The following is a 23614-nucleotide window of genomic DNA, read 5'->3' on the forward strand; positions in this document are numbered from 1 at the left end:
GTGGTGCAGGATGTTCAGCACGGCCGTAGCCCCGCCGTATACAACAATATCTGTGAGACTTGAAGTGGCTGGTCTGGGACTAGCTGGCAGGATAGGAACCAGCCGCCCCACCCTGGATGTGACTCAAACAATATCTGACCTGTCACAGTGTCATGCTTCGGACTTGTCCATCTAACTGGGGTGGGTCGGCCGGGACCAATCCGGCCCATCACGGTAGCTTCATCAGAAGAATGTCCACCCCCAACTAGAGGGTGTGACCCATCACAGTACTGTTCCGTAGTGACCCTTACCCGGACTGGTGCCGGCCGTTCACGGCCGACCGAGAAAATCCAGGAAAGGAAACTACGGTGACCGCACAACCTATCGTCGCGCATTGCCACCCATTTGTCGTGGGTGTCGACACTCACGCACGCAATCATGTCTACGCCATCATCGATTCCAGCAACGGCGCCCTGCTCGATACCCAGTCGTTCCCAGTCAGCAGCACCGGCATCAACCGGGCCGTCAACTGGGTCGCACGACGCACCCAAGGCGCAGCAGATACCCTCTGGGTCATTGAAGGAGCTGCCACGTACGGAGCGATCCTTGCCGGCACCGTTGCCGCCCACGGATTCCCCGTCACCGAGGCACCACGCATGAGCAAGAAGCAGAACCGCGGCGTAGGAAAAACCGATGCCTTGGACGCCCAGCGACTGGCCAGGGCCTCTCTCCCGCTGCCGGTAGACAAGTTGCGCCATCCGCGGCTGCATGAAGGAATTCGGCAAAGTCTGCGCATCCTCGTCACGGCACGCAGCTCGATGGCGAAAGACCGCACCAGATCGGTCAACGCATTGAACGCTTTGGTGCGCTGCAACGGCCTGGGGATCGACGCCCGCAAGAAGCTGACCGGTAGCCAAATCACCGAGGTCAGCCGGTGGCGGGAACGGGAAGAAGAACTGTCGCTGAGGATTGCACGCGCCGAAGCGGTGCGACTGGCCAAGCATATTCTGGACTTGGAACAGCAGCTGAAGGCCAATGAGCAGCAGTTGGATGAACTGGTTAGGGTCAGCGAAGCGGCGCCGTTGTTGGGTGAGATCGGCTTCAAGGCAATCACGGCAGCGAAGTGTTTCGTCGCGTGGTCCCATGAAGGGCGAGTGCGTGATGAGGCGGCGTTTGCCTGCTTGGCTGGGGTGAATCCGATTCCTGCGTCATCGGGGAACACGACCCGGCACCGGCTTAATCGAGGCGGTGATCGGTCATTGAATTCTGCCCTGCATATGGCTGCGATCACGCGCATGACCTATGACGAGGAGACGCGAATTTACGTTGAGAAGCGCCGGACTGAAGGCAAGAGCAATCGGGAGATCCGCAGATGCATCAAGCGTTATCTAGCCCGTCGAATTTTCAAGATCTTCAGTATTTCAGCACAGATCGATGAGGTTCCGGTTGCGGCTTGACAGACATAGAAGAGTCCGACGCCGATAATGACCATGATTCCGGTAGCCTCGACCGATCCGTTTCAGGTTCTTCGCCGTCAGATTCGCCGCCTCACTCCGCGCGTTCGTCAGCCTCGTTCGGATGAAGACCAGCAGCTGGCTGCGCCAGGCCGTGAGCGTGCGGAACAGCGACTTCGCCTCAACCATTTTCGTTGCTCTCACGGATTTCTCCAGCACCGCCCACCTCGACTGGAACTCATGGATATCCCTGGTCTTCAACAGCTGCCGCACGTGCTCCTTGATCCCGTAGATCACCCCCAGTTCGGGATCTGATTCGAGGATCAGCTTCAGGCGTTCAACCTGCGTGATCGACAGGTTCTCCAGATTACAGGTCAATAATTTCCGGTACTTGTAGGCCGGATCCGCCGCTCTTCCTCGGCGTTCATGCACCTCGTGGGAACGGCGCCGGCGTACCTGGGTGATCATCAAATTCGCGCGGGCAATCACATGGAAATGGTCCACGCTGATCTTCGCCTTGGGCAGGGTTTCCCGCACCGCTTTGCGGAACTCTGAAGACATATCAATGGCCACGAACTGGACCCTTTGACGCCAGTACCGCGGCCGGGACTTCAACCATTTGCGCACCGTCGCACCACGGCGCCCGTCGACGATATCCAGGATCTTGCCGGTATCCAGGTCGGTGAACACGATGGACCACGGCTCGATCCGCACGACTTTCCCGTTCCGGCCGCGGGCGTAGCGGACCTTGCGGAACCTGTGCTCGTCGATGCCCAGGCGCCGGACGAACATCCGGTCCACGTCCCCGACCAACTCCCCGACAGCGTTCAGTCGGGCCATCACCGCAGGCCAGGACACCCCGTGCGCCGCGGCGACCCGGGAAACGGCGCGCAGCTCGCAGCTCGCAGCTCATCTCGTCCACCAGGCGCTGGGAAAGCCTGGTGGTGATCCTGGCCCGGAAGGGAATCTGCGCGGTGGTTTGCACGAACGAGCGGCGTTCGCAGGCAGGTTCCTGGCAGGCCATGCGGCGCTTGCGCACCCAGATCTGCAGGCCGTCACCGCCGGCGAGAAGGTCCTTGACCCGGTGCACCGGTCTGGCCTGGATCCTGGTGGTCAGCACCCCGCAGGAGGGGCAGGCTGCTTCGGTGGCGACCGGTTCGATGAGGACCTGCCGTCCGGCAGGTTCGTGGGTGGCGGTGATGACGTGGTAGTCGGTGAGGTTCAGCAGAATCGACGCAGCGTCGATTTGCCCGGTATCCTTGAACACGGCTCGTAGTTCCTTGCAGATGAATTTGTTTTAGTCGACATCCATCTTCGCAGAGGACTGCGAGCCTTACTTATTTTGGGGTCACCACGCTAAAAATCGAAAAGCCGGTTTAAACCGCTTTCACAAAAGATGTTTTCCTATTTCTCGCCTTTTGGTCGGGGGAAGAAGACAGGTGGGCTGCGTAAACAAAAAATAGCCCAAAGGCCAAAACCGTGAGCATCCCGATTACTTGGCAAGTTAACGTGGCCGGAACTCCTAGAACAAGCCAAGGAATAAAGGTAGAGAGGGAATCGAGCGTTAGCCCCGCAACGGTGCATTTTCCGTAAGGCTTCTTCATGCCGCCTCCTAATTAGCAGATCTTGCTATCGATATAAGCTCCTAGAGCTGAGAACGATGCAACTACTGCTGCCAGACCTCCAAGCTGAGCGCCACTTAGTGTAATGCCTGCGATAACAACACTTCCGCCACCAGTTGCAACTGTCGCCGCAGCCAACGCAGTAGCACCGATGCCGAAGAGAACTGCTGCTAGAGAAGTCGCACACCAAGTAGCAGCGGGTGAGCTGTCATGATCTTGTGAGACACGCGTTCGCAGGAGAATGAATGCATGTCCAAACGTCAGAAATTCACCCCGGAGTTCCGTGCCGAAGCGGTCGAACTGGTGATCTCATCCCAGAAAAGCCTGATCGAGGTCGCAGCATCGCTGGGCATCAACGAAGGAACCCTGGGTAACTGGGTCCGCGCCTACCGCGCCGAGCATCCCGACGCGAAAACCGAGCAACGCGGACCGGTGGAATGGGCTCCAGCGCGTCACTGGCCCTGCGCACCCGCACCGTCCTGCTGGCCGCCGACGGGGTGCCGAATATCCGCATCGTTGAATCCACCGGCTTCTCGGAACCGACGGTGCGCCGTTGGCGCACCCGTTACGAAGAATCCGGCATTCAAGGCCTGGGCGACGCACCCCGCCCAGGCAAGCCGCGGAAGATCGACGATTTGGCCATCCTCGCCGACACCCTGGCCAACGACGGGGTTCCCCCGGCCGAACTGGGGATCTCCCACTGGTCAGCCAGGATCATGGCCGAACGCCATCAGGTCTCCTTCTCCTCGGTAGCCCGGATCTGGCGGCGCTGGAAAATCCAGCCGCACCGGATTGAAACCTTCAAGTTCTCCACCGACCCGCAACTGGAAGCCAAGCTGCGCGACGTGGTCGGCCTCTACCTGTCCCCACCGGAGAACGCGGTGGTGGTGAGCATTGATGAGAAGACTCAGATCCAGGCGATGTCGCGCACGCAGCCGGTGCAGCCGTTGGCCCCGGAGCATCCGTTGCAGCAGACCCATGATTACCGGCGCAACGGCACCACCACGCTGTTTGCCGCGTTGGATGTCCTCACCGGGAAGTTGAGCGCGAGCAAGTTCTACCAGAAGCACACGAATGCCCAGTTCGTGGACTTCTTGCAGCAGGTCGCCGACGCGAACCTGGAGATCGAATTGCACGTGATCTGCGATAACTACCCCACGCACAAGCACCAGAACGTGAAGGACTGGCTGGCAGCGAACCCTCGGGTGATATTGCATTTCACTCCGACCAGTTGCTCCTGGCTGAACATGGTGGAGATCTTCTTCGGGATCATCACTCGCCAGTGCTTGAAGCGGTCAAACTTCGCGTCGATTCCCGAGTTGGAGGCCGCGGTGCACCGGTATATCGAACGGTATAACGAGGACGCGAAGCCGTTTGCCTGGACGAAGACCGCGGATCACCTCTTGGGCAAGATGATTCGCAAGGCCAAGGCTAACGTGTTGGAGCTGTATGAAACCCAACCAAATAATTAACACGGAACACTAGCCCAAAATCTTCTATACCTGCTTAGCGTTTCTCAGCAGATCCTCACGGTTCTTCACCCGGTACGAATCACCGGACAAGGACAACACTTCTGCATGATGAACCAAACGATCAATCATCGCTGAGGCGACAACATCATCGCCAAAGACCTCGCCCCACCGGCCAAAGGGATCTTCTGCACGGGAGTAAACTTTCTACATCACCGCGTGCGCTCCGCCGTCTACGACCAGGTGGGATCCAGTGACCCATTTGGCTTCATCTGAGGCGAAATAAAGTCCGGCGTACGCAACTGCCAGTGGATCGCCCGGCTTGCCGGAGATCGTGCGTTCAACGATCGGCGCTACCGGTGCTCTATCGCCCAGCTCGGCATACATGGCCAGGATCGGTGGGGTGGCCATGACGCCGGGGCTGACGCAATTGACTCGAACGCCCACCGCGATACCCTCCGCGGCTAGCTGCTTGGTCACCGCAATGACTGCACCCTTAGCAGCGGCGTGAGCCGCCTGCGGCAAGACACGCGCGCCTTGGACTCCAGCCACCGAACCGATATTCACAATTGCGCCACCGGATTTGGCCAAATGCGGCCACGCGCTCTGGCAGGCATGCCAGACCAGATCCAGCTCGTTCTGGATGGTTAAGCGGTAATCCTCGCTGCTCATCTGGGCGAAGGGCGCAAATTTAGGCATGCTCGCATTGTTGTAGAGCACATCAACCTTGCCGAAGCGTTCGACGGCGTCGTTGATCCAGGCATCGATTGCCTCGCGCTGGCCCAGATCCACCGGAGCACTGGAATCGATAGAGCCACCTTCGGCTTCGATGAGACGAACGGTTTCCGCCGCGCTTTCCTCGTTGAGATCACAACCGACCACTGTGGCGCCTTCGCGGGCAAAAAGTCTTGCGGTTTCCCGGCCCATGCCACCGCCTATACCTGTAAGCAGGACAATTTTTCCAGCTAGACGACCATCGGTCATGATGATTTCTCCATTTACTTAGATGCCTGTAGTTGACCTTATGCAATCACCTTCTTATTGCCGGTGGAACCCGCAAGGCACCGATGGTGCAGTGCGTGCACACTTCTGTGCACGCACTGCACCATCAAGTGAGAGCTGCCCCACACGGGGACAGGTTGGCGCACCATGGAACTCACGCAGTAGCTTCACCTTCAGCGCTATTTAGGAGACTTGAAACGATGAGCAATACCTCTGAGACCACTACCCGTCCGCTTCCTCCGGGCGTCACCGAAGCCGACCTGGACAATGCCCTGGCAGCTTTCGCTGCGGCGATCGGCGAGGAAAAGGTTGCCACCGACGCGCAGTTCCTCGAGGACTTCCAAGATCCGTTCCAGGTTCCAGGCACCGCCACCAACGTCCCCTCTGCAGTGGTCAGTCCGATGAGCACTGAGGACGTGCAGGCGATCGTGAAGATTGCCAACCAATACAAGATCCCGCTGTGGCCCATCAGCCGCGGCAAGAACAACGGCTACGGCGGTGCAGCCCCGCAGGTGCGCGGCACCGTGATGATGTCTTTCCGGAATATGAATCGTGTACTCGAGATCAATGAAGAGCTCGGCTATGCGATCGTGGAGCCCGGCGTGAGCTGGTACGACCTGCACGACGCCATCGAGGCAGGCGGGCACAACTTGGTGGCCTCCATCGTAGACATCGGATGGGGAGGCGTCGTCTCTAACACACTCGAGCACGGGCTGACCTACATGCCGTACTCGATCGACCAGGCCTCGCACTGCGGCTTCGAAGTGGTGCTGCCCAACGGAGATTTGATGCGCACCGGCTCAGGTGCCATGGACAACAACCCGACCTGGCCGCTGTACAAGCGCGGTCTGGGTCCGACCTCCACCGAGATGTTCATGCAGTCCAACTACGGCATCGTCACCAAGATGGGCTACTGGCTCATGCCCAAGCCTGAGACGTACATGCCGCTGTGGCTGCGCGTCTGGGATGAGGACCAGATGCCCGCGGTGGTCGATGCGCTGCGCGAGCTCATGCTCGACGGCACCATCGACATGCGTCCGCAGCTGTCCAACACGCTGTGCATGGCCTCGATGCTCACCACCCGCGCCGAGTGGTACACCGGCGAGGGGCCGATGCCGGAAGAAGTCATCGACAAGATCGCCAAGGAGATGGGACTCGGGCGCTGGATGATGCGCTTTGCGCTCTACGGTGACGAGGCCGTAGTCGACCACAACTTCGCGAAGCTCGAGGCGCGTTTCCTGCAGATCCCGAGCGTTGACCTGGTAGGCCAAAAACACGGGAAGGAAGCCTGGGAGACGTTGCCCAACCCGCACGAACGGGTGCAGATCGGGGTGCCGAGCCAGGACCTGTACAAGATGGCCGGCTGGTCCGGCGGCGAAGAGGGCGGCCACGTCGACTTCTCGCCGGTCATCCCGCTCACCGGCAAGAATGCGATTGCCGCGCAGAAGATGATGCGGGAAATGTGCGCCGAGGCGGGCCTCGATTTCCTCGGCGGCATGCTCCCCATCAACGCCCGGTCGACCACGTTCATCAACGTGATCGCCTTCGACACGAAAAATCCTGAACAGGTCGCAAACGCGTATGCCCTGGCCAAGCGGATGGTTGCCGAAGCCGGCAAGCGCGGTTACGGCGAGTACCGGGCACACCTGTCCTTCATGGATCTGGCGGCAGACCAGTTCGGGTTCAACGACCACGCGCTGCGCCGCTTCAACGAGCAGATCAAGGACACGCTTGACCCGAATGGGATCATCGCGCCAGGCAAATCCGGAATCTGGGGCACTCGCCTGCGCGAGGCCGGATTCCCGCAGGCCTAAGCGAACTAGGGGCGCTGGCCCCTGCCTTGACGGCAGGGACCAACCCGTTGACATTTTGTCATCAGCAACGACTTTTGGGCAGCAACGATGCTGTCCACGGACTTGAAATAGTAGGAGCAATACGTGGCAAAATCTGAAAGCCCGGCGCCGGAAAGCCAAAACGACGTGGGACCTATTCATACCGATGTCAAAAGCGCACGGCGGCGAGCATTTCTGGGCGCAAATGCTGGACATGCAATCGAGTTCTATGATTACGGTGTCTATGGATTTCTGGCTGCCTACATGGCGGCAAACTTCTTCCCCAGCACTGATCCGGTAGCTGGACTTCTGGCATCCTTTGCCGTTTTTGCCCTCAGTTTCTTTATCCGTCCGCTTGGTGGGCTGGTTTTTGGTCCAATGGCCGACAAAGTTGGGCGCAAGAAAACCCTTCTGACGGTGCTGCTGATGATGTCAGGATCTACGCTTCTGATCGGACTGCTTCCTACTTATCACCAGGTTGGAGTGCTCGCCCCAATTCTGCTGGTTCTGGCACGGCTGATCCAAGGCCTTTCGGCCGGTGGCGAAGTAGGTACAGCCACCGCGTTCGTAGTCGAATACTCGGGACCAAAACGCCGTGGCTATTCGGTGAGCTGGTTGATGCTGACCGCGGTACTTGGTTTCCTAGTCGGGTCGGCTACTTCGAACGGACTTGCAAATGTTCTTGGTGACGAATCCATGTCGCAGTGGGGTTGGCGTATCCCGTTCCTCTTGGCTGGGCCCTTAGGCGCTATCGCGATCTATATTCGGCTCAAGCTCGAGGATAGCCCGGTATTTCGGGCTTTGGAATCCTCTGGTGACATCGAAGAGAGCCCGATTCGGGCGGCGTCGAGAATGCCCCGGGTACTCATGCTGACGTTTGCTTCCATCGTGATGCATGCGTCGATTTTTTACCTGGTATCAAGCTACCTGGGCGTACATTTGCGTACTGTCATGAAGTTTGATTCCGGCATGGTGCTCTGGGTATCGGTGGGCTCCTTGTTCTATGCCGCACTGCTGATGCCTATTTTTGGTCACCTGTCAGATCGTGTTGATCGTCGTAATCTTCTCCTTGCGGCGTCGATCGCTGGCTGCATCACCATGCCCGCATTCTTTTTGCTGTCACCGGGCGCATCCAACCCTGTATTTTTCTTGTATCTCTGGGCTGTTGTCACGAATTTCGGCCTCGTGCGTGCATTGGTCGGGCGCGGCCTTAGCTACAGCCTGCTGATGTCACGTCCCAACCATACCCCGGTGTCCAGCGAGGGGCTGGGCCTGGTGACGCGCCACCTAAATCCGCGCAGCGGAGTGACCTCGGTGGTTGCCGTCTGGCCAACAGGATTTACACCCAGCGCTCGCGTCCCAGCCGCCATCGATTATGCCATCGAAGCGTTGGAGGTAAGCGAACCAAGCTGAATGTCCCCGTTCAACTCAAAGACAAATTTTCCTCAAAGCGCGCTGAGTCCAGGGCCCACTCATTGCTTTAATGTGTGACCCGAATTACAATCGAAACGATACGAATCGAACTTTTGGGGAAACACTTCGTTAGCTGCAACGTTCGTTACTACTAAGGAACAAATATGTGTGTTGATATACCGAATGAAATTCGTGCAGGCATTGGCCGACGTAGTCTCATGGCCGGGCTCGGCCTAGGCGCCGCAGGACTTGCACTCACTGCTTGCACCCCAAGTGAGACAAAAAAGGCGCAAGCCGGAGAGCAACGGCAGTTTGCCCCGGTGCCGAGCGTCGGCGCGAGAACTCGACTCGTCCTACTTGGTACGGCAGGCGGACCTACCCAGTTCCCGGGTAGCGAACATGCAGGCATAGCGTCCGCGTTGGCAGTTGGCGATCGCTACTACCTTATCGATACGGGACATGGAGTACTTTCGCAGTTGCACAAGGCAAATCTAGGCCCAGAGCATGCCTCGGCCCAAGACGGACCGCTTGACGTGTTGGGAGGTATATTCCTGACGCATCTGCACTCGGACCACGTGGTGGATTTGAACAATATCCTGGTCAATGGAATATACAACGGTTTGCAGAGCGTGGAAAAAATCCCTGTTTGGGGCCCCGGCAATCGCAACGCGCTGCCACCGTTGTTCGGCAAGGGGCCTGCACCTTCGCCAATCAGTCCGGCCAACCCAACGCCGGGTACCAAGGAAATGACCGAACTGATGGTGCAGTTATTTGCCACGGATTTGAATGACAGAATCTTTGACAACAGAAAACCTTCACCCGCTCAATTATGGGAGGGCATGGATGTTCCCGTTCCAGAAAAGTACCTAGCCAACCCCAATGGTGCCCCGGCTCCAAGCATGGAACCGTTCACGTTTTTCGAGGATGACCGGGTCAAAGTCTCCGCCATACTTGTGAATCATGCCCCGGTGTTCCCGGCATTGGCCTACCGCTTTGACACGGACGACGGATCCGTAGTGTTTTCCGGGGATACTGCCAGATGCTCGAATCTCATCCGGCTGGCCCAAGGCGCCGACGTGCTGGTGCATGAGGTGATCGATGAGGATTGGGTGGCCCAATTGTTCCCGGAACCACGTGATGAAGCAAGCGAGGGTTTGTATCAGCACCTACTGCAGGCACACACTCTGAAGACCGAGGTCGGACCTATTGCCGCCGAAGCGGGTGTGGGCACTCTTGTGCTCTCGCACCTCGTCCCTGTGGTGCAACCCGAATCCGTGTGGGCAGCCTGCGCCAAGGGATTTGACGGTCAGCTGGTTGTTGGCCGCGATTTAGATGTCATTGACGTTGGAAAGTAGCGCAGACAGTACTCGCCAATGCCTCCGGGCTAGGTGACTGAGAAGGTTTCACGCTAAGCAGCTAGCCGGGCATCCCGCGGTGAGTAACCATATACTTCGCGGAACGCCCGGCTGAAGCTTGCCGGGTGCAGATATCCCCATTTGGCCGCAATCGAGGCAACGGAACTTTCCGGGAAACGTCGTAGTTCCCCGGCGGCGCCTTCCAGACGGCGTTCGCGAATCCATGCCGAGACGCCTAGCCCGGTTTGCGCGAAGAGCTTGTGCACGTAGCGGGTCGAAACGTAGTGGGCCTGTGCGATCAGTTCGGGCCCGAGCTGCGGATCGTGGAGTTGGTCCAGCGCGAAGCGTTGCATCTGCGCCAAGAGAGTCTGCGGCCGGGTGGCTAATGCCGAAGGTTTTTCTCGTTCGAACATGCTGGACAGCATGGGCAGTAGCATTTGTGCGGCGCTTGGTCCGTCCCGTTCATCCAAGTTGCCGCCGAGCGCGGTGCGTGCCAGGTTCGCCAAGAACGGTGCCGTCAAGGTAGTGAGGCCACCTCTACTGCCGCCGCCAACCCGAATGGCGGTCTGGCCGACGATGGTTTCAGCCCGAGTCCCAATGAACCACTTGGGAACGCTGAATACAAGCACCTCGAAGCCCCCGCGGCTTTCAAAGATTGAGGGAGTTGAGGTGTCTTGGCAGGCTAAGTCGCCGGGTCGCAGCAGGCATTGGCGCTCATCTTGCCCTATGAGAATCTCGCCCTTAGTGAGCAAATAGAGCAAGATGCTTTCCGGGTCGGCTGCAGCGATCATCTGCTGGGTGCGTGCCACTCGGTGTGCGAGTCCTTGGATGGACTGCACTGCCACCGAGCCAAGCTGGCCGCTGGCCAAGCGTGCTTCGAAAGACGGGGACACAAATTCCTCGACGCGCATGGGGAAGAAGCGTTCGGCAATCCCTGCGGACCAGTAATCCCGGCGCTCGGCGGCGGGCACCGAACGGGTGTCGAGTACGGCGGTCATCGTTGCGCCCCGAAGGAAAAAATGAGCATGGTTGCCATGACCTTTCCCCAAAAGTTCGATTCGTATCGTTTCGATTGTAATTTGGGTCACAAGATAAAGCAATGGGCCCTGGACTCAGCGCGCTTAGAGGAAAATTTGTCTTTGAGTTGAACGGGGATAGTCAGCTTGGTTCGCTGGCCTCCAACGCCTCGATGGCATAATCGATGATGGCTCGGGCGCGGGCGCTGGGTGCAAATCCTGTCGGCCAGACGGCAACCACCGAGGTCACTCCGCCGCGCGGATTTAGGTGGCGCGTCACCAGGCCCAGCCCCTCGCTGGACACCGGGATCTGGTTGGGACGTGACATCAGCAGGCTGTAGCCAAGGCCGCGCCCGACCAATGCACGCACGAGGTCGATCTGCGGAACGATGGCGCCGAATATCGGGGTCAGCTCGCGCTGGGAGAACATCAATTGCGTGTAATCAGAGCTTGGGGCGGTATCGAGCATGATCAACGGCTTTTCTGCCAAATCGGCCAGATCGATAGACTGCGCACTAGCCAGTGGATCGGACTGCGCAAGCACCGCCATCACTTCAGTTTCTTAAACAACACTGCGCTGCAAAGTTGCCGGCAACCCGATATCGTAAACGACCGCAACATCGAGCGAACCGTCCGCCAAGGCGGGCAGAAGGTCGGAGTGGTCTCCTACGGTGATGCGGATTTCCACTTCAGGGTGCAGTCTTGCAATCCCTTCCAGTACCGCTGGCAGGACGTTGCTGGCTAATCCCGTATAACAGACCAGTGAGACCGGGCCGCGCAATTCACCGCTGACTTCGGAGAGCTCTCCAGCCAAGGAATCAGTGGCACGCAAAATTTCGCTGGCCCGCGAGGCGAAATGCGTTCCGGCAGGGGTGAGGTACATGCCGCGCGCCTTGCGCCGCACGCAAAGCTGCTCACCTACGGCCGTTTCCAGTTCGGTGATCGCGTGAGACAGCGCAGAATCTGACATGTGCAGGGACTGCGCAGCGGAGCTCAAAGTCTGGTGCTTAGGCAGCTGGGCAAATAATTCCAATTGGCGCAGGGTGAATTTAGCCAACGGCTATTTCCTAACTAATCGAAGAAGTATCGCTAATATTCGCAGTTTACTGTTGGTTAGTCCGATGTGACACTTAGTGAAACAACGAACCCAGGCCCAAGCTAGGAGCCAACCATGAGCGCGAACACAGCCCGTTGCCCAATGGGACATGGAACTACCGAACTGCCCGAACAAGCCGAGAGTCGCCCGACGCATGTAGGCGGCGTACAACATTCTGGAGCAAAAGAGGTTCCGGTAGTCAATTGGCTTCAACCGGCGCAGCTGCTCGCAGATCCGTATGGGAGTTATGCCCGGCTGCGCACCGAAGCCCCGGTCGCCTGGGTTCCGATGCTCAACAAATTCCTCGTCACCAGTTATGCCGGATGCCATGAAATTGAGCAGGATCAGAGCATCTTCAACGCTAATGTCTCCGGATCAACCATGAATCGTGCCATCGGAGCGCACCCGATGCTGCGCAAAGATGATCCGGAACACGCCACTGATCGACTTGCGGTCAATCCGGTACTGCGACCGAAGAACATCAAGGAAGCCTGGGCAGAGGTGTTTGCCCGCAATGCTGATATCTACCTCGATGAGTTGGAGGACGTTGGTCCGGATAACGCCGATCTTAACCGCGACTATGCAGCCCCGTTGGCCGCCAAAAACCTCGGAGATTTGGTGGGTTTGAAGGACGTCGATGTTCAAACGGTACGCACCTGGTCGCACGACTTTATTGCCGGGATAGGAAATGTCTTAGATGACCCGGAGATCTGGAGGCGTTGCGAGGCATCCACGGAGCAAGCCGACGCGCTGATCAACGAACTCATTCCGCACTATCAACTGCACCCCAATGCTTCCATGCTTTCGGCCTGGGCCAACAGTGGTTTACCCGATGCAAATATCGCGGCCAACGTGAAGCTAAGTATTTCCGGAGGCATGAATGAACCGCAACATATGGTCACCAATATCGTGTGGGCACTGAGCAATCATCCCGACCAACGAGAGCAAGTCCTGGCTGATCCTACGGGGTGGACCGCGGTCTTTGATGAGGCGGTGCGATGGCTCTCTCCTATCGGCATGTACCCACGAGAAACCACCGTGGACACGGTGTTGGAAGGGGTTAGGATTCCGGCCGGCTCGGGTATCGCAGTGGTGGTTGCCGCGGCCAATCATGACCCTGCCCAGTTCGGGGAAAACGCGGAGGACTTTGATATCAGCCGGCCTAAAAAATCACACCTCGCCTTTGGTGCCGGAGTGCACCTGTGCGCGGGGCATTGGGCGGCGAAGAGTGCCATCGGCCAAATCGCCGTGCCGAAAGCCTATGAACGATTCCCCGGGCTGCGCATTGAAGAATCTCGCCCCGGGCAATGGGCAGGTTGGGTCTTCCGTGGGTTGACCAGCCTACCGGTCACCTGGAACTGAGCAACCAAGAAACTTTTACAGGAGCAAACATGCCTAGCATTACCTTTACCCAGCCAGACGGAACCGCGCAACGACTCGAAGTTGAGCAGGGAACCACCTTGATGCGCGCTGCGGTGAGCAATGGAATTGACGGAATCGTGGGGGAATGCGGCGGACAGGCGATGTGCGCAACCTGCCACGTGTACATCCGTCCGGAATATGCGGACGCGCTTCCCGAACTCGGAGCAGACGAGGACGAAATGCTTGACTGCACTGCGGCAGAACGCACCGAACGTTCACGGTTGGGCTGCCAGATCAGCACCGGGGCATCGCTGCCCGAAATTATTGTTGATATTCCCGCGGGCCAGGTGTAGTCATGAGCGTAGTAATCATAGGCGGCGGTCAAAGCGCGCTGCAGGTTGCAGATTCGCTGCGCGGCAACGGATATACCGAGCAGATCACAATTGTTGCCGATGAGGCCGGGCTTCCATACCAGCGGCCACCGTTGTCCAAGGACTTCCTCTCTCCGCAAGGCACACCCAAGCCATTGCCGCTGCGTGGTGAAAATTTCTTTTCGCAGAAGAGCATCAAACTGCTCGACGGCGTTAGCGCCACCGACATCGACCGTCCGAACCGCCAGGTGGCACTGTCCAACGGAAACTCCCTGGGGTATACGCATTTGGTACTCGCTACCGGTGCGCGTAACAGGCTCATTGAATGTCCGGGTTCGAAGCTCGATGGCGTGCATTCGCTGCGCACGTTGGACGATGTGCAGGATCTGCACGCTGCGTTGCCCGCGGCCAAAAATGTGGTGGTCGTTGGGGCGGGATTTATCGGGCTCGAATTTGCTGCGGCCGCCAGAGCCCACGACTGCCATGTGACTGTGCTGGAATTCGCCGCACGCCCAATGGCCCGTGCGCTCAGTGAGCCGATGAGCCAGTGGTTCGCGCAAGCTCACCGGGACCTTGGTGTCGAGTTGCGGCTGAACGAGGGAATCGAAAGATTCGAAGCGGCGGGCGGGGGAGAAGTAATGGCTGCGGTCTCGAGCACCGGGCAGCGATACCCGGCGGATCTGGTGTTAGTGGGCGTTGGAGTTTTGCCCAACGTAGCTCTGGCTGAAAATGCCGGGTTGGAGACCTCGAACGGAATTGTGGTGGATCAGTGCCTGCGCACCTCGGATCCCAGCATCTTTGCCTTAGGCGACTGCGCCAATTTCCCTAATGTGCATTCGCCGGGCCGAACACGGCTTGAATCGGTGCAAAATGCTACGGACCAAGCTAGGCATTTAGCCGGCAGTATTCTCGGCGACGAGAGCCCTTATGCGGATCTCCCATGGTTCTGGTCCACCCAAGGACCTTACCGCTTGCAAATAGCTGGCCTCAGCCAAGCTGGTGACGATACCCTGGTGCTCGGCGATCCCCGGACCGCGAAATTTTCGGTGCTGTGTTTCCGAGGTGAGGCCTTGGCGGCGGTCGAATCGGTCAACTTGCCGGCAGATCATCTGGCAGCCCGGAAGCTGATCGGAGCAGGAACCCGCATTACCCGTGCCGAGGCCGAAGAAGCAGGATTCGCGCTGAAAAATCGGGCGCGAGTTATTGCAGGAGCCGTCTGATTGGATTATCGCTGATGTTTGGTTTGGGTTCTTCCTTGTGGAAGCCGACGGAAGCGCAAAATCTTGGAAGCGCCAGAGTGATTGTGTACGTTTCGTATTGAATGCGAAAACGCGTATGGTTGTGCCATGGCAATTAGAAGTGAAGGTAGTCGTCGAGCGATTCTCGAAGCAACCATGAAGTTGCTCGACAATTCAGGGTCCGCCGGTGTTTCCGTTCAGAAACTATCAATCGAGCGTATCGCCCGCGAGGCCGGAGTCAGCAAAACCACCATTTACCGTTGGTGGCCTAGCAAGGTTGCGGTGGTCATTGATACGTTCTTGGATAATCACGTAGCTCGCACTCCGGTTCGTGAAGATATCCCGGCTATCGATGCTCTGCGCGAGCACCTCAAATCCCTGACGGAGGTCTATGCCGGCGGCGAGGGCCGCCTGGTGGCCCAGCTTGTCGGTGAGTGCCAGCAGGATCACGCGGCACTGACTGAGTTCAAGGATCGTTTCTGGAATCCGCGAGCGGCAGCGGTAAGTGCGCTCATTGAACGTGTTATGGACGAAGGTGCGATGCGCTCGGACCTTGATCCGATGATGGTGACCGAGATGCTTTATGCTCCAGTGTATTTCCGACTGCTTGTTGAGTCTGGACCTCTGGACGCGGCCGCGGTTAACGAGATTTTGGAAACCGCCCTGGAGGGTCTCGCGGTGAGAAAATAAGACTCAAGAAATCCCTGCACCTTCACGAGCTCTGCTCGTGAAGGTGCAGGGATTTCTTCATGAGAAAAGAAGTTCACATTAGCCATAATCGATCATTGTGCTTGTAGGATACGATACGGTTCGTATATATTTATTTCAGAGCGCATTGATGGAACTTTTTCTACTCTATGGCGCAGGCCAGAGCTATTTTCATGCCAATCAAAACATTTCACGCGGTCTGCGGAGCTGAACCAGGCATGCTGCCGCCATGAAAGGAATCGTCAACGTGAGTACAGCCATTGCAGCGAATGATGCGGTGATAGTCGCCTATAGCAGGACGCCTATCGGTCGTGCACGCAAGGGTTCCCTTGCGGGGGAACGCCCGGAAGATCTTGGGTTAGCCGCAGTGCGCGGTGCTATGGCCAAGCTCCCGCAGCTTCAGGGCGAGCATATCGCCGACTCCTACTTCGGCTGCGCCATGCCGCAGGGCGCGCAAGGGGACAATGTGGGCCGCCGAATTATGGTGCTCGCCGGACTGGACAATGTACCCGCGGCGACGGTGAATCGATTTTGCGCATCCTCGTTGCAAGCTACCGCTATGGCAGCCCAAGCGATCCGTGCAGGAGATGGAGAGGTGTTCGTGGTCGGAGGCGTTGAGTCAACGAGCAGCACCCCACCGATCACCGACTCTCCATACCCCGGGTTCGCGCAATCCGCCCACCGTGCTGACGAGCTCTTTGAATCCGGTGCGCAGTGGAGCGACCCGCGAACCGCAGGCCAACTGCCTGATATTTACATCTCCATGGGCAAGACCGCAGAATTTGTTGCCCGGAAAACAGGTACGACAAGAGCGGACCAAGATCAATGGGCGCTGACCTCTCAACTACGCGCTTCCCAAGCAGTTAAGGACGGGTACTTCGCACGGGAAATCACGCCGTTCACCACCGATGCCGGCATGCTGGTGAAAGATGATGACGGGCCGCGGCCCAGCACCAGCTTGGAAACGCTATCCGGACTAAAACCGGTATTCCATGAATCCGGCACAGTGACCGCCGGCAATGCAAGCCCGTTGAACGACGGAGCCTCCGCGTTAGTCGTGATGAGCGCACAACGCGCGGATGAACTGGGATTGACTCCGCTGGCACGTATTCTGGGCAGCGCAGCCAGCGGACTGTCCCCTGAAATTATGGGTCTAGGACCTGTGGAGTCGTCCCGGCGCCTGCTGCAGCGACTGGGCTTGGGAATCAATGACATTGACATTGTGGAACTCAATGAAGCATTCGCCGCACAGGTAGTTCCTACGGTGCGGGAATTGGGTGCCGACCCGGAGAAGGTCAACCCCTTTGGCGGTGCCATTGCTCTGGGTCACCCATTTGGTGCCACAGGTACCAGGCTTGTGGGCACTCTGGTTAATGGATTGCAAGCCAAGGATGGAGCTCTCGGTTTGGCGACGCTTTGCGTGGGTGGCGGCCAGGGGATGGCGATGGTTGTGGAGCGTTTATCATGAGTCAACAAGCCCAGATTGCCGAACCGGCACACTCGATGCTTGCCGCAGACAAGAGTCTGGAACGGCTGGGGATCCGCGTGTTGAGCGCCAGCGAAGGGCGCGCCACCGCGGTGTTGCAGGTGGAAGCCGATATGGCCAACGGACACGGCATTGCCCACGGTGGCTACGTTTTTGCCGTGGCGGATACCGCATTTGCCATGGCTGCGAACACCTTCGGCGCGGGCATTGCCACGGCCGAGGCCGATATCTCTTATCTCAGCCCGGCCCATATTGGCGAAGAGCTGGTGGCGCAGGCCGAAGTGAGTTTCCATGAAGGGCGGCGAATGATTGTCGACGTCCTGGTGCGTGCCGGAAAGCGAACCGTGGCGGTTTATCGGGGCAGTGGACGAGCATTGCGCACGGGGACCGAACCGACCATGTAATGTCCAACGACAAGGCACCCGAGGAATGCTCAATCTCCTCGGGTGCCTTTTGTACTTCAATGACCAGAAGCACATAGCAAAACTGCGCCCGAGTTCCGTCTGGAATCCGGATGCAGTTTCCTAGTGGACTACTTCTTGGCGTCCTTGGCCATCTTGGCGTTGGCCAGCTTGTCGGCAAGGCCCATCAGCGACGGCGACCCTGCTGCGGCAATGACAAAGGCATCTACCGGACGCTTCAGTTTGGTAGCCAAGGATTCTTCGGCACCGGCCAGTGCCGCTTCACGACCCATGGCAGGGTTCAGGTGGCAACGAACCGGGACGTTGAGAATCAATCGACGCAAGCATGAATTGTCATGGTCGCACCAGTTGATCTTTTCCTGTTGGCCTTGGAGTACCTTATTGGGGAATTCGGGGTCGGCCAGCAGCTGGCGGGCGAGCATAATTCCGTCGGCATAGCCGTCCTCGATTGCTTGCGCAGCCTGCTGCGGTTCGTAGGTGTTGCTGAGCAAGAGCGGAACATTCGGCAAATACTTGCGGAAGATCTGCGGCTCGCTGTGCGCCAGCATCTGTCCGGAAGAGGACGGGAGATTGTCGTCCATCGACTCGTAATTCGCATCGGTCAGCGCGATGTACCCGACACCTTCCTTGACGACATAGGTCATGACCTCGGCAAAACCTTCCGGACCCTGCCCATCGGGCAGATGGTCGTTCACGCTCATGCGTACGCCCACCGGGTAGTCGGGGCCGACTTCGGCACGTATCGCTCTAATGGTGTCCGCTAGGAAGCGGGCGCGGTTCTCCGCGCTGCCACCGTACTCATCGCTGCGCCAGTTGGTGCGGGGGGAGAAAAAGGATGAGTAGAGGTAGCGCATATGGGCACCGATCTCGATCCCGTCGAACCCCGCTGCCTTGGCGCGAAGTACCGCGGCGACGGTCTCGTTCTGGACCTCGAGCAGCTCTTCCCTGGTGATTTCTTCAGGAGTTGGGTTGGTCCGTCCGCCGGGGATATACATTCCATGGGGCAAGCGCGGTGCCGCCATGCGCACCGGCTTCGGGCTGGCGGCGCGGGTGGTGCGTCCCTCTCCCGGTACTCCCATGGCGCCGAAGGCCGGAAAGATCTGCGCGAAGAGAGGAACGCCGTACGCGTGGACCGCGTCTACCATCTTCTTGAGTCCTGGAATGAACCGGTCATTATCAAAACGCATGAGTGGCTGGAAGGGTGCCTCCGCATATCCGCTTTCGGTGGCCACGGTGCCGCCAACGATCAGCAGACCCGCGCCGCCCTTGGCGCGGGTGGTGAGGAAAGCGATGGTCTGTTCGCTGGGACTTCCGTCCTTGGTTGGCTGCAGCACTGCCATCGGGCTGAGCACAAAGCGGTTCTTGATCGTCAGCCCGTCGATTTTCCAGGAGCTGGAAAGAACCTTGGAGGCGGACACGGTGCTGGTCTCGGTAGACATTTTTCTCCTTGAAAGGACTGCAAACGTTCGGAAAGCTCATCAGTAATTGAATTCGACTCGTTTCGTATCGTATCGCGTTTGTGACCTGGCGCATATCATTTTCGAGAATTTTTCAGACTATGACCTGCTGAAGACTTCCGCTCAGCTGGCGGAAAATGGGCCAACGAATCGCCGACTTGGGGTAATGGCCTCAATTCGCCGGAGGGGCAAGGGGCCGACGTTGACAATGTGCCCTAAGCCGCTAGCCTCCACCCACTCTTTTGCGTTAACCGCCGGGGCGCATTTGATGGAAGGATGTTTTGCCGGAGCAGGCTCATTCGACCACCGAATCAGAAACAGTGCCTTTCGCCGTGTGAGTCACCACCACAGTCGACGCCGCACACGTGGATGTCGCCAAGGTGCAAGGCTTCTTCAAGGAAGTAGGACTGGATGCCATGCCAACGATCATCCAAACCGCTGTGACTGTCGTCCTTCTCTGCTCAATGATGAACTTCAGAATGTGCTGATGGCTTCGGTTACAACCGTGGCCGCGACGTGGCGGAAATTGCCGGGGCCAAGCATCTGGTCCTAATCCATCTTGCTCCGGTCGATACTCCGTTCTCGCTATGGGGCAAGTCTCAGCAGGGGAATTCGGGCTGCTCATCGTTGGGGCTGAACTTCATGAGCTTTGGTGTGGGCTCTCTTAAGGGATCCCGCAAACCGCGGGAGTTATAGCAGACGAATCAAAGCAGGCGGTTGCCCAGGCCAAATGGCCTGGGCAACCGCCTGCTTTGTATTGTGCGAAAACGAGACTTTGCTTAGAACCTGTTGCGTACGTGCCGTTCGCGTCCATAGAGCGAAACCACGGCGAGGATGATGACGCCGAACACGATGCGGCTTTGCGCCTCGGATAATCCATTGCTCACAATGATCGTCGAAAGCAAGGTGAGAATCAGTGCGCCCAGCAGCGTGCGGGTATAACTGCCGTGGATTGAGCCGAAGATCGTTCCACCAACCAGCACCGCCGCTAGTCCGGAAAACAGGTAGGGATCGCCGATGGTCTGTGACCAGCCCGAACCATAGGCGGCAATGAATACCCCGGCAAGGCCAGCGAAGGCACCGGAAGCGGCAAAGACCAGAACCCAGACGATTGAGGTTCGTATTCTTGTCAGTCCCGCGGCTCTGAAGTTAACTCCCGTCGCATAAAGCCGGCGTCCTGCGGTGGTGCGGTTCAAGAAGACCCACAGGGCGACACCGAGCAGCAACACGATCAGAATGATTGGTGGGAACGGAAGCCCGAAGGTCGTTGCGCGAAGGCTGGCCAGGGAACGCAGCGAATCATGGGGTACCGAGGAATAATCGCCATCCGCCAAGAACAGCGTGGCGCCGGTTAGAGCTGCGCCGGTGCCCAGAGTGACTACCAGTGGTTGGACGGCAAAACGATGGCAGATCCAGCCAATCAGGGCGCCGATGCCGCCACACACGAGGATGGTGAGCAGTATTGCCAGCATTGGCGACAGGCCCAGTTTGCCCGTGGCATTGGCTGCCATGAAGGCGCCAAAGAGTATGTAGCCAGGCGTTGCAAGATCCAATCCACCAAGAATGACGACCAATGTTTGGCCCATCGCCGCTAGTGCCAGCAAGGATGCGATCAACAGCAACGAGGTCACCGAACGTGGGTTGAAGATGGAGGGAATGCTGATCAATAGCCAAGCCGCCAAGACGAGCAAGACCAAGGCTTGCAATACTGGCAGCTCAACAAGTATCCGCTTGATCTTCGGGCCGAGGCGTCGTTCTGCCGAGGCCGTTTGCTTTCTGATGGTGGTGCTCTTGCTCATGATCGAACCTTCTTTAACCGTGGAGTAAGTAACGTGGCTCCCAAGACGACACCTACGACGAGCAGAGCGCCGTAGGCGAACTGAATCAGGCTAGGTGCGACGCCGGAGGCGGTCAGCAGCTGTTGGAGCAGGTAGATGCAGATGGCCCCGAACAGTGCGCCGAGCAACCCGCCTCGGCCTCCGGCCAGGCTGGTCCCGCCAAGCACCGCCGCCGCCAATCCCAGCAGCGCGTAGGTGGTGGCCAAGGAAGACTGTGAGGACTGCACAATGGCAGTTAGCGCGATACCGGCGATACCGGCGAACAAGCCGCCTACCGAGTAGGCGAGAATGCGCACCGCGGTGGTATTCACTCCAGAGCCGAACGCCGAAATATCACTTTCGCCCGTGGCCAGCAGGTTGCTGACAAAGGCAGTACGGCGCAGTCCAAACCAAATCAGAGCGGCGGCACCGATGGAGATCAGTGCGCCAGGAATGATTCCAACGCTGCCTGCGAAGACCTCGGTCCAGTTATCCGGGGCTGCAATCGGGTTCTGCGCGATGGTCAGCGACAATCCGATGAGCAGGAAGAGCATTCCGGTGGTGGCGACCACGGGGTGCAAGCGCAAAACTGCGATCAGTACCCCATTGATTGCCCCGATGGCTGCGGCCAGCAATAGCACGAGGGGCGCAGCCACCTGCCAGTTGCCCAGCCCCGCGGGAATCAGGATGGCGACAAAGAAGCAATTGATGAAAGTTGCCAGCGGGCCCACCGAAATATCGATGCCTCCAGAGAGGATGGCCGGCGTTGAGGCAAACCCTACGAGCACAAACGGGGCCAGTGTGGAAAGCGTGGCGGGAAGCCGTTGCGGGGATAAGAAGGACGGGGAAATAAGGAGATTCAGTACCAGCAAAACGAGTGCAAGCAGCAGTGCAAAGGCGAAAGGCCAGCGTTGGAGGAGCTGTTGGACGCGGCTCATGAGTGCACCTCTGATTTCTGGCCGAAGTAGGCCGCGACAATTGATTCGGTGGATAGCTCGGGATGGGCGATTTCGGCAAATACTTGCTGATCGCGGAAGACCAAAACTCGGTCCGCCAGGTCAACGAGTTCGTCGACTTCACTGGAGAGCACCACTACGCTGAGCCCTTCGGCGCTGAGTCGGTCCAAGATTGCATAGATCTCCCGCTTGGTGCCGATATCTACTCCGCGAGTCGGGTCGTTCAGAAGCAATACCTTGGGGTCGGTGGCGAGCCATCGGGCGAGCAAGACCTTTTGCTGGTTGCCTCCGGAGAGGGTGGAAATCGCGTCTTTGGCGGTGCCGAAGCGAAGTGCCAGCGATTGGGCGAATGCGTTGAATCTCTGGGAGATGCTCTTAGTGTTCAGCAGCCCGCGGTGGCGATCTTGATGCAACGTGGGCAGAGCGAAATTCTCTTGGATGGACATCGACTCGAATAGCGATTCGCCGCGGCGTTCACGTGGCAGATAAGCCACGCCGAGGCGGTCGCCATTACGAGCAGTCAGCGGTGTCTGCGTATCTTTCTCCCCGGTGCGCACTACCGTTCCCGGACCGGAGGCAACACCTGCGAGGCGTTTGATGAATAGATCTTGGCCGTGGCCTTCGAGCCCGGCCAGTCCCACGATTTCACCGGCGCGCAGTTCCAGATTGATGGCTGTCGACGTGGGCGTCAGCCGCAGGTCAAGACTTCGAAGGAGCAATTCTCCGGGCGTATGAGGTTGGCGTACCGTCACCTCGTGATCGGAGCGCCCGGTCATTTCGGAAATAAGGGCGTCGATTGACAGGTTGTCGCGTTCAACGGTGAAGACGCTGTGCCCTGAGCGCAGCACTGAGACTCGATCCGAAATTTCTGCCACTTCGTCCATCCGGTGGGAAATGAAGAGAATCGCGGTGCCGAGTGTAGTGAGTCGACGCATCTCAGCAAAGAGACGGTCCCTGGTTTGTACATCCAAGGATGCCGTCGATTCGTCCAGCACAAGAACTTTCGGGCCTCGGACCAGTGCCCGGGCGATGCACACCGCTTGACGTTCGGACAGTGAAAGTTGTCCCGCCGGCTGGTCCAAATCAATGTTTGGGACGATGCGGGTGAGTACTTCCTGGGCAAGCATGCGCTGTTTGGTGCGGCTTAATTTGTGTCGAAAAATGCCGTGTGAACCAAGCCAGACGTTGTCGAGTACCGTTTGGCTCCCGGCGGTTAAGACTTCTTGGAATACCGTAGCGATTCCCAAGTCCGCCGCTTGTTTGGGTGAGCGGCTGTAGACCGGTTCGCCATTAAAAGTCAGGGTTCCCGAATCTGGCCGGTGCACCCCGCCAATGATCTTTACGAGGGTGCTTTTGCCCGAACCGTTTTCGCCCAAGAGTGTGTGAATCTCACCGGGTCGGAGGTGGAGCTGGCCGTCGCTCAGTGCTTGTGTAGCGCCGAAGCGTTTGCTCACCCCTTTGAGCTCTAGGCCTGCTGGCTGATGTGTCACTGGTGGTCCCCTTTTGTGAAAATTTGTGATGCCCGCTACATTCGAAACTAGACGAACCGTACCGCGTGT

Annotated in this window: 18 protein-coding genes and 4 pseudogenes; 12 read left to right on the forward strand and 10 right to left on the reverse strand. The window is 58.3% G+C overall.

The window, feature by feature from the left end; genetic code table 11:
• Positions 1 to 347: 347 nt before the first annotated feature.
• The gene (locus C1H84_RS09610) at positions 348 to 1436 is read left to right on the forward strand and encodes an IS110 family RNA-guided transposase (protein WP_113607285.1); all 1089 of its coding nucleotides are present in this window, start codon (positions 348 to 350) and stop codon (positions 1434 to 1436) included.
• On the opposite strand, the pseudogene C1H84_RS09615 reads toward C1H84_RS09610, so the two are convergent.
• A pseudogene (locus C1H84_RS09615) lies at positions 1401 to 2700 on the reverse strand (ISL3 family transposase). The gene C1H84_RS09610 and the pseudogene C1H84_RS09615 overlap by 36 nt on opposite strands.
• Before the next feature lie 109 nt (positions 2701 to 2809).
• On the reverse strand, positions 2810 to 3037 hold the full coding sequence (locus C1H84_RS17995) for a hypothetical protein (protein WP_146956008.1): 228 nt from the start codon (positions 3035 to 3037) through the stop codon (positions 2810 to 2812).
• Positions 3038 to 3304: 267 nt separating this feature from the next.
• On the opposite strand from C1H84_RS17995, the pseudogene C1H84_RS09620 reads away from it, so the two are divergent.
• Together C1H84_RS09620 and C1H84_RS09625 are read left to right on the forward strand one after the other, a co-directional pair.
• Positions 3305 to 3499: pseudogene (locus tag C1H84_RS09620) on the forward strand (transposase); the annotation flags it as partial.
• Positions 3493 to 4527: an IS630 family transposase gene (locus C1H84_RS09625; RefSeq protein WP_053799268.1), complete on the forward strand. Its 1035-nt coding sequence runs from the start codon at positions 3493 to 3495 to the stop codon at positions 4525 to 4527. The pseudogene C1H84_RS09620 and the gene C1H84_RS09625, both read left to right, overlap by 7 nt.
• A 24-nt stretch (positions 4528 to 4551) precedes the next feature.
• Here the strand turns inward: C1H84_RS09625 and C1H84_RS09630 are convergent.
• Together C1H84_RS09630 and C1H84_RS09635 are read right to left on the reverse strand one after the other, a co-directional pair.
• Positions 4552 to 4707 (reverse strand): annotated as a pseudogene (locus C1H84_RS09630) (ATP-binding protein); the annotation flags it as partial.
• Between the two features lie 24 nt (positions 4708 to 4731).
• Positions 4732 to 5508, reverse strand: a complete 777-nt coding sequence (locus C1H84_RS09635) for an SDR family NAD(P)-dependent oxidoreductase (RefSeq protein WP_113607286.1) — start codon at positions 5506 to 5508, stop codon at positions 4732 to 4734.
• 218 nt (positions 5509 to 5726) lie between these two features.
• Between C1H84_RS09635 and C1H84_RS09640 the strand changes: the two genes are divergently transcribed.
• The 3 genes from C1H84_RS09640 to C1H84_RS09650 all read left to right on the forward strand — a co-directional run bounded on the left by C1H84_RS09640 (position 5727) and on the right by C1H84_RS09650 (position 10126).
• A complete protein-coding gene (locus tag C1H84_RS09640; RefSeq protein WP_181728095.1) occupies positions 5727 to 7340 on the forward strand; it encodes an FAD-binding oxidoreductase in 1614 nt (537 codons plus the stop codon).
• Positions 7341 to 7463: 123 nt separating this feature from the next.
• Positions 7464 to 8771 (forward strand): MFS transporter, encoded by a 1308-nt coding sequence (locus C1H84_RS09645; protein WP_113607288.1) that lies wholly within the window; start codon positions 7464 to 7466, stop codon positions 8769 to 8771.
• A gap of 218 nt (positions 8772 to 8989) precedes the next feature.
• A complete protein-coding gene (locus C1H84_RS09650) occupies positions 8990 to 10126 on the forward strand; it encodes an MBL fold metallo-hydrolase (protein ID WP_113607289.1) in 1137 nt (378 codons plus the stop codon).
• A 53-nt stretch (positions 10127 to 10179) separates the two neighbouring features.
• On the opposite strand, the gene C1H84_RS09655 is transcribed toward C1H84_RS09650, so the two are convergent.
• Positions 10180 to 11214 (reverse strand): helix-turn-helix domain-containing protein, encoded by a 1035-nt coding sequence (locus C1H84_RS09655; protein WP_146956010.1) that lies wholly within the window; start codon positions 11212 to 11214, stop codon positions 10180 to 10182.
• A 70-nt stretch (positions 11215 to 11284) separates the two neighbouring features.
• A pseudogene (locus C1H84_RS18520) lies at positions 11285 to 12199 on the reverse strand (LysR family transcriptional regulator).
• Positions 12200 to 12313: 114 nt separating this feature from the next.
• On the opposite strand from C1H84_RS18520, the gene C1H84_RS09670 reads away from it, so the two are divergent.
• The 6 genes from C1H84_RS09670 (at position 12314) to C1H84_RS09695 (ending at position 17807) form a co-directional block, all read left to right on the forward strand.
• Entirely contained in the window at positions 12314 to 13600 is a 1287-nt protein-coding gene (locus tag C1H84_RS09670) for a cytochrome P450 (RefSeq protein WP_244910872.1), read from the forward strand.
• Between the two features lie 29 nt (positions 13601 to 13629).
• The gene (locus C1H84_RS09675) at positions 13630 to 13953 is read left to right on the forward strand and encodes a 2Fe-2S iron-sulfur cluster-binding protein (protein WP_105658716.1); all 324 of its coding nucleotides are present in this window, start codon (positions 13630 to 13632) and stop codon (positions 13951 to 13953) included.
• Between the two features lie 2 nt (positions 13954 to 13955).
• Positions 13956 to 15191, forward strand: coding sequence for an NAD(P)/FAD-dependent oxidoreductase (locus C1H84_RS09680; RefSeq protein WP_113607294.1), 1236 nt, complete (start codon positions 13956 to 13958; stop codon positions 15189 to 15191).
• Between the two features lie 126 nt (positions 15192 to 15317).
• Positions 15318 to 15899, forward strand: coding sequence for a TetR/AcrR family transcriptional regulator (locus tag C1H84_RS09685; RefSeq protein ID WP_113607295.1), 582 nt, complete (start codon positions 15318 to 15320; stop codon positions 15897 to 15899).
• Between the two features lie 247 nt (positions 15900 to 16146).
• Positions 16147 to 17385 (forward strand): acetyl-CoA C-acyltransferase, encoded by a 1239-nt coding sequence (locus C1H84_RS09690; RefSeq protein WP_113607296.1) that lies wholly within the window; start codon positions 16147 to 16149, stop codon positions 17383 to 17385.
• On the forward strand, positions 17382 to 17807 hold the full coding sequence (locus tag C1H84_RS09695; protein ID WP_113607297.1) for a hotdog fold thioesterase: 426 nt from the start codon (positions 17382 to 17384) through the stop codon (positions 17805 to 17807). The genes C1H84_RS09690 and C1H84_RS09695 overlap by 4 nt, the downstream gene beginning before the upstream one ends.
• Positions 17808 to 17935: 128 nt before the next feature.
• Here the strand turns inward: C1H84_RS09695 and C1H84_RS09700 are convergent, their stop codons facing one another.
• From C1H84_RS09700 to C1H84_RS18000, 4 genes are all read right to left on the reverse strand, one after another.
• The gene (locus C1H84_RS09700; protein WP_181728097.1) at positions 17936 to 19243 is read right to left on the reverse strand and encodes an NADH:flavin oxidoreductase; all 1308 of its coding nucleotides are present in this window, start codon (positions 19241 to 19243) and stop codon (positions 17936 to 17938) included.
• Positions 19244 to 20061: 818 nt separating this feature from the next.
• Positions 20062 to 21081, reverse strand: a complete 1020-nt coding sequence (locus tag C1H84_RS09705; RefSeq protein WP_053799260.1) for an ABC transporter permease — start codon at positions 21079 to 21081, stop codon at positions 20062 to 20064.
• Positions 21078 to 22037, reverse strand: a complete 960-nt coding sequence (locus tag C1H84_RS09710) for an ABC transporter permease (protein ID WP_113607299.1) — start codon at positions 22035 to 22037, stop codon at positions 21078 to 21080. Before C1H84_RS09710 ends, C1H84_RS09705 begins: the two co-directional genes overlap by 4 nt.
• On the reverse strand, positions 22034 to 23545 hold the full coding sequence (locus C1H84_RS18000) for a sugar ABC transporter ATP-binding protein (RefSeq protein WP_146956012.1): 1512 nt from the start codon (positions 23543 to 23545) through the stop codon (positions 22034 to 22036). Before C1H84_RS18000 ends, C1H84_RS09710 begins: the two co-directional genes overlap by 4 nt.
• Between the last annotated feature and the right edge of the window lie 69 nt (positions 23546 to 23614).

Source organism: Glutamicibacter soli (genome assembly GCF_003309065.1).
Taxonomy (GTDB): Bacteria; Actinomycetota; Actinomycetes; order Actinomycetales; family Micrococcaceae; genus Glutamicibacter; species Glutamicibacter soli.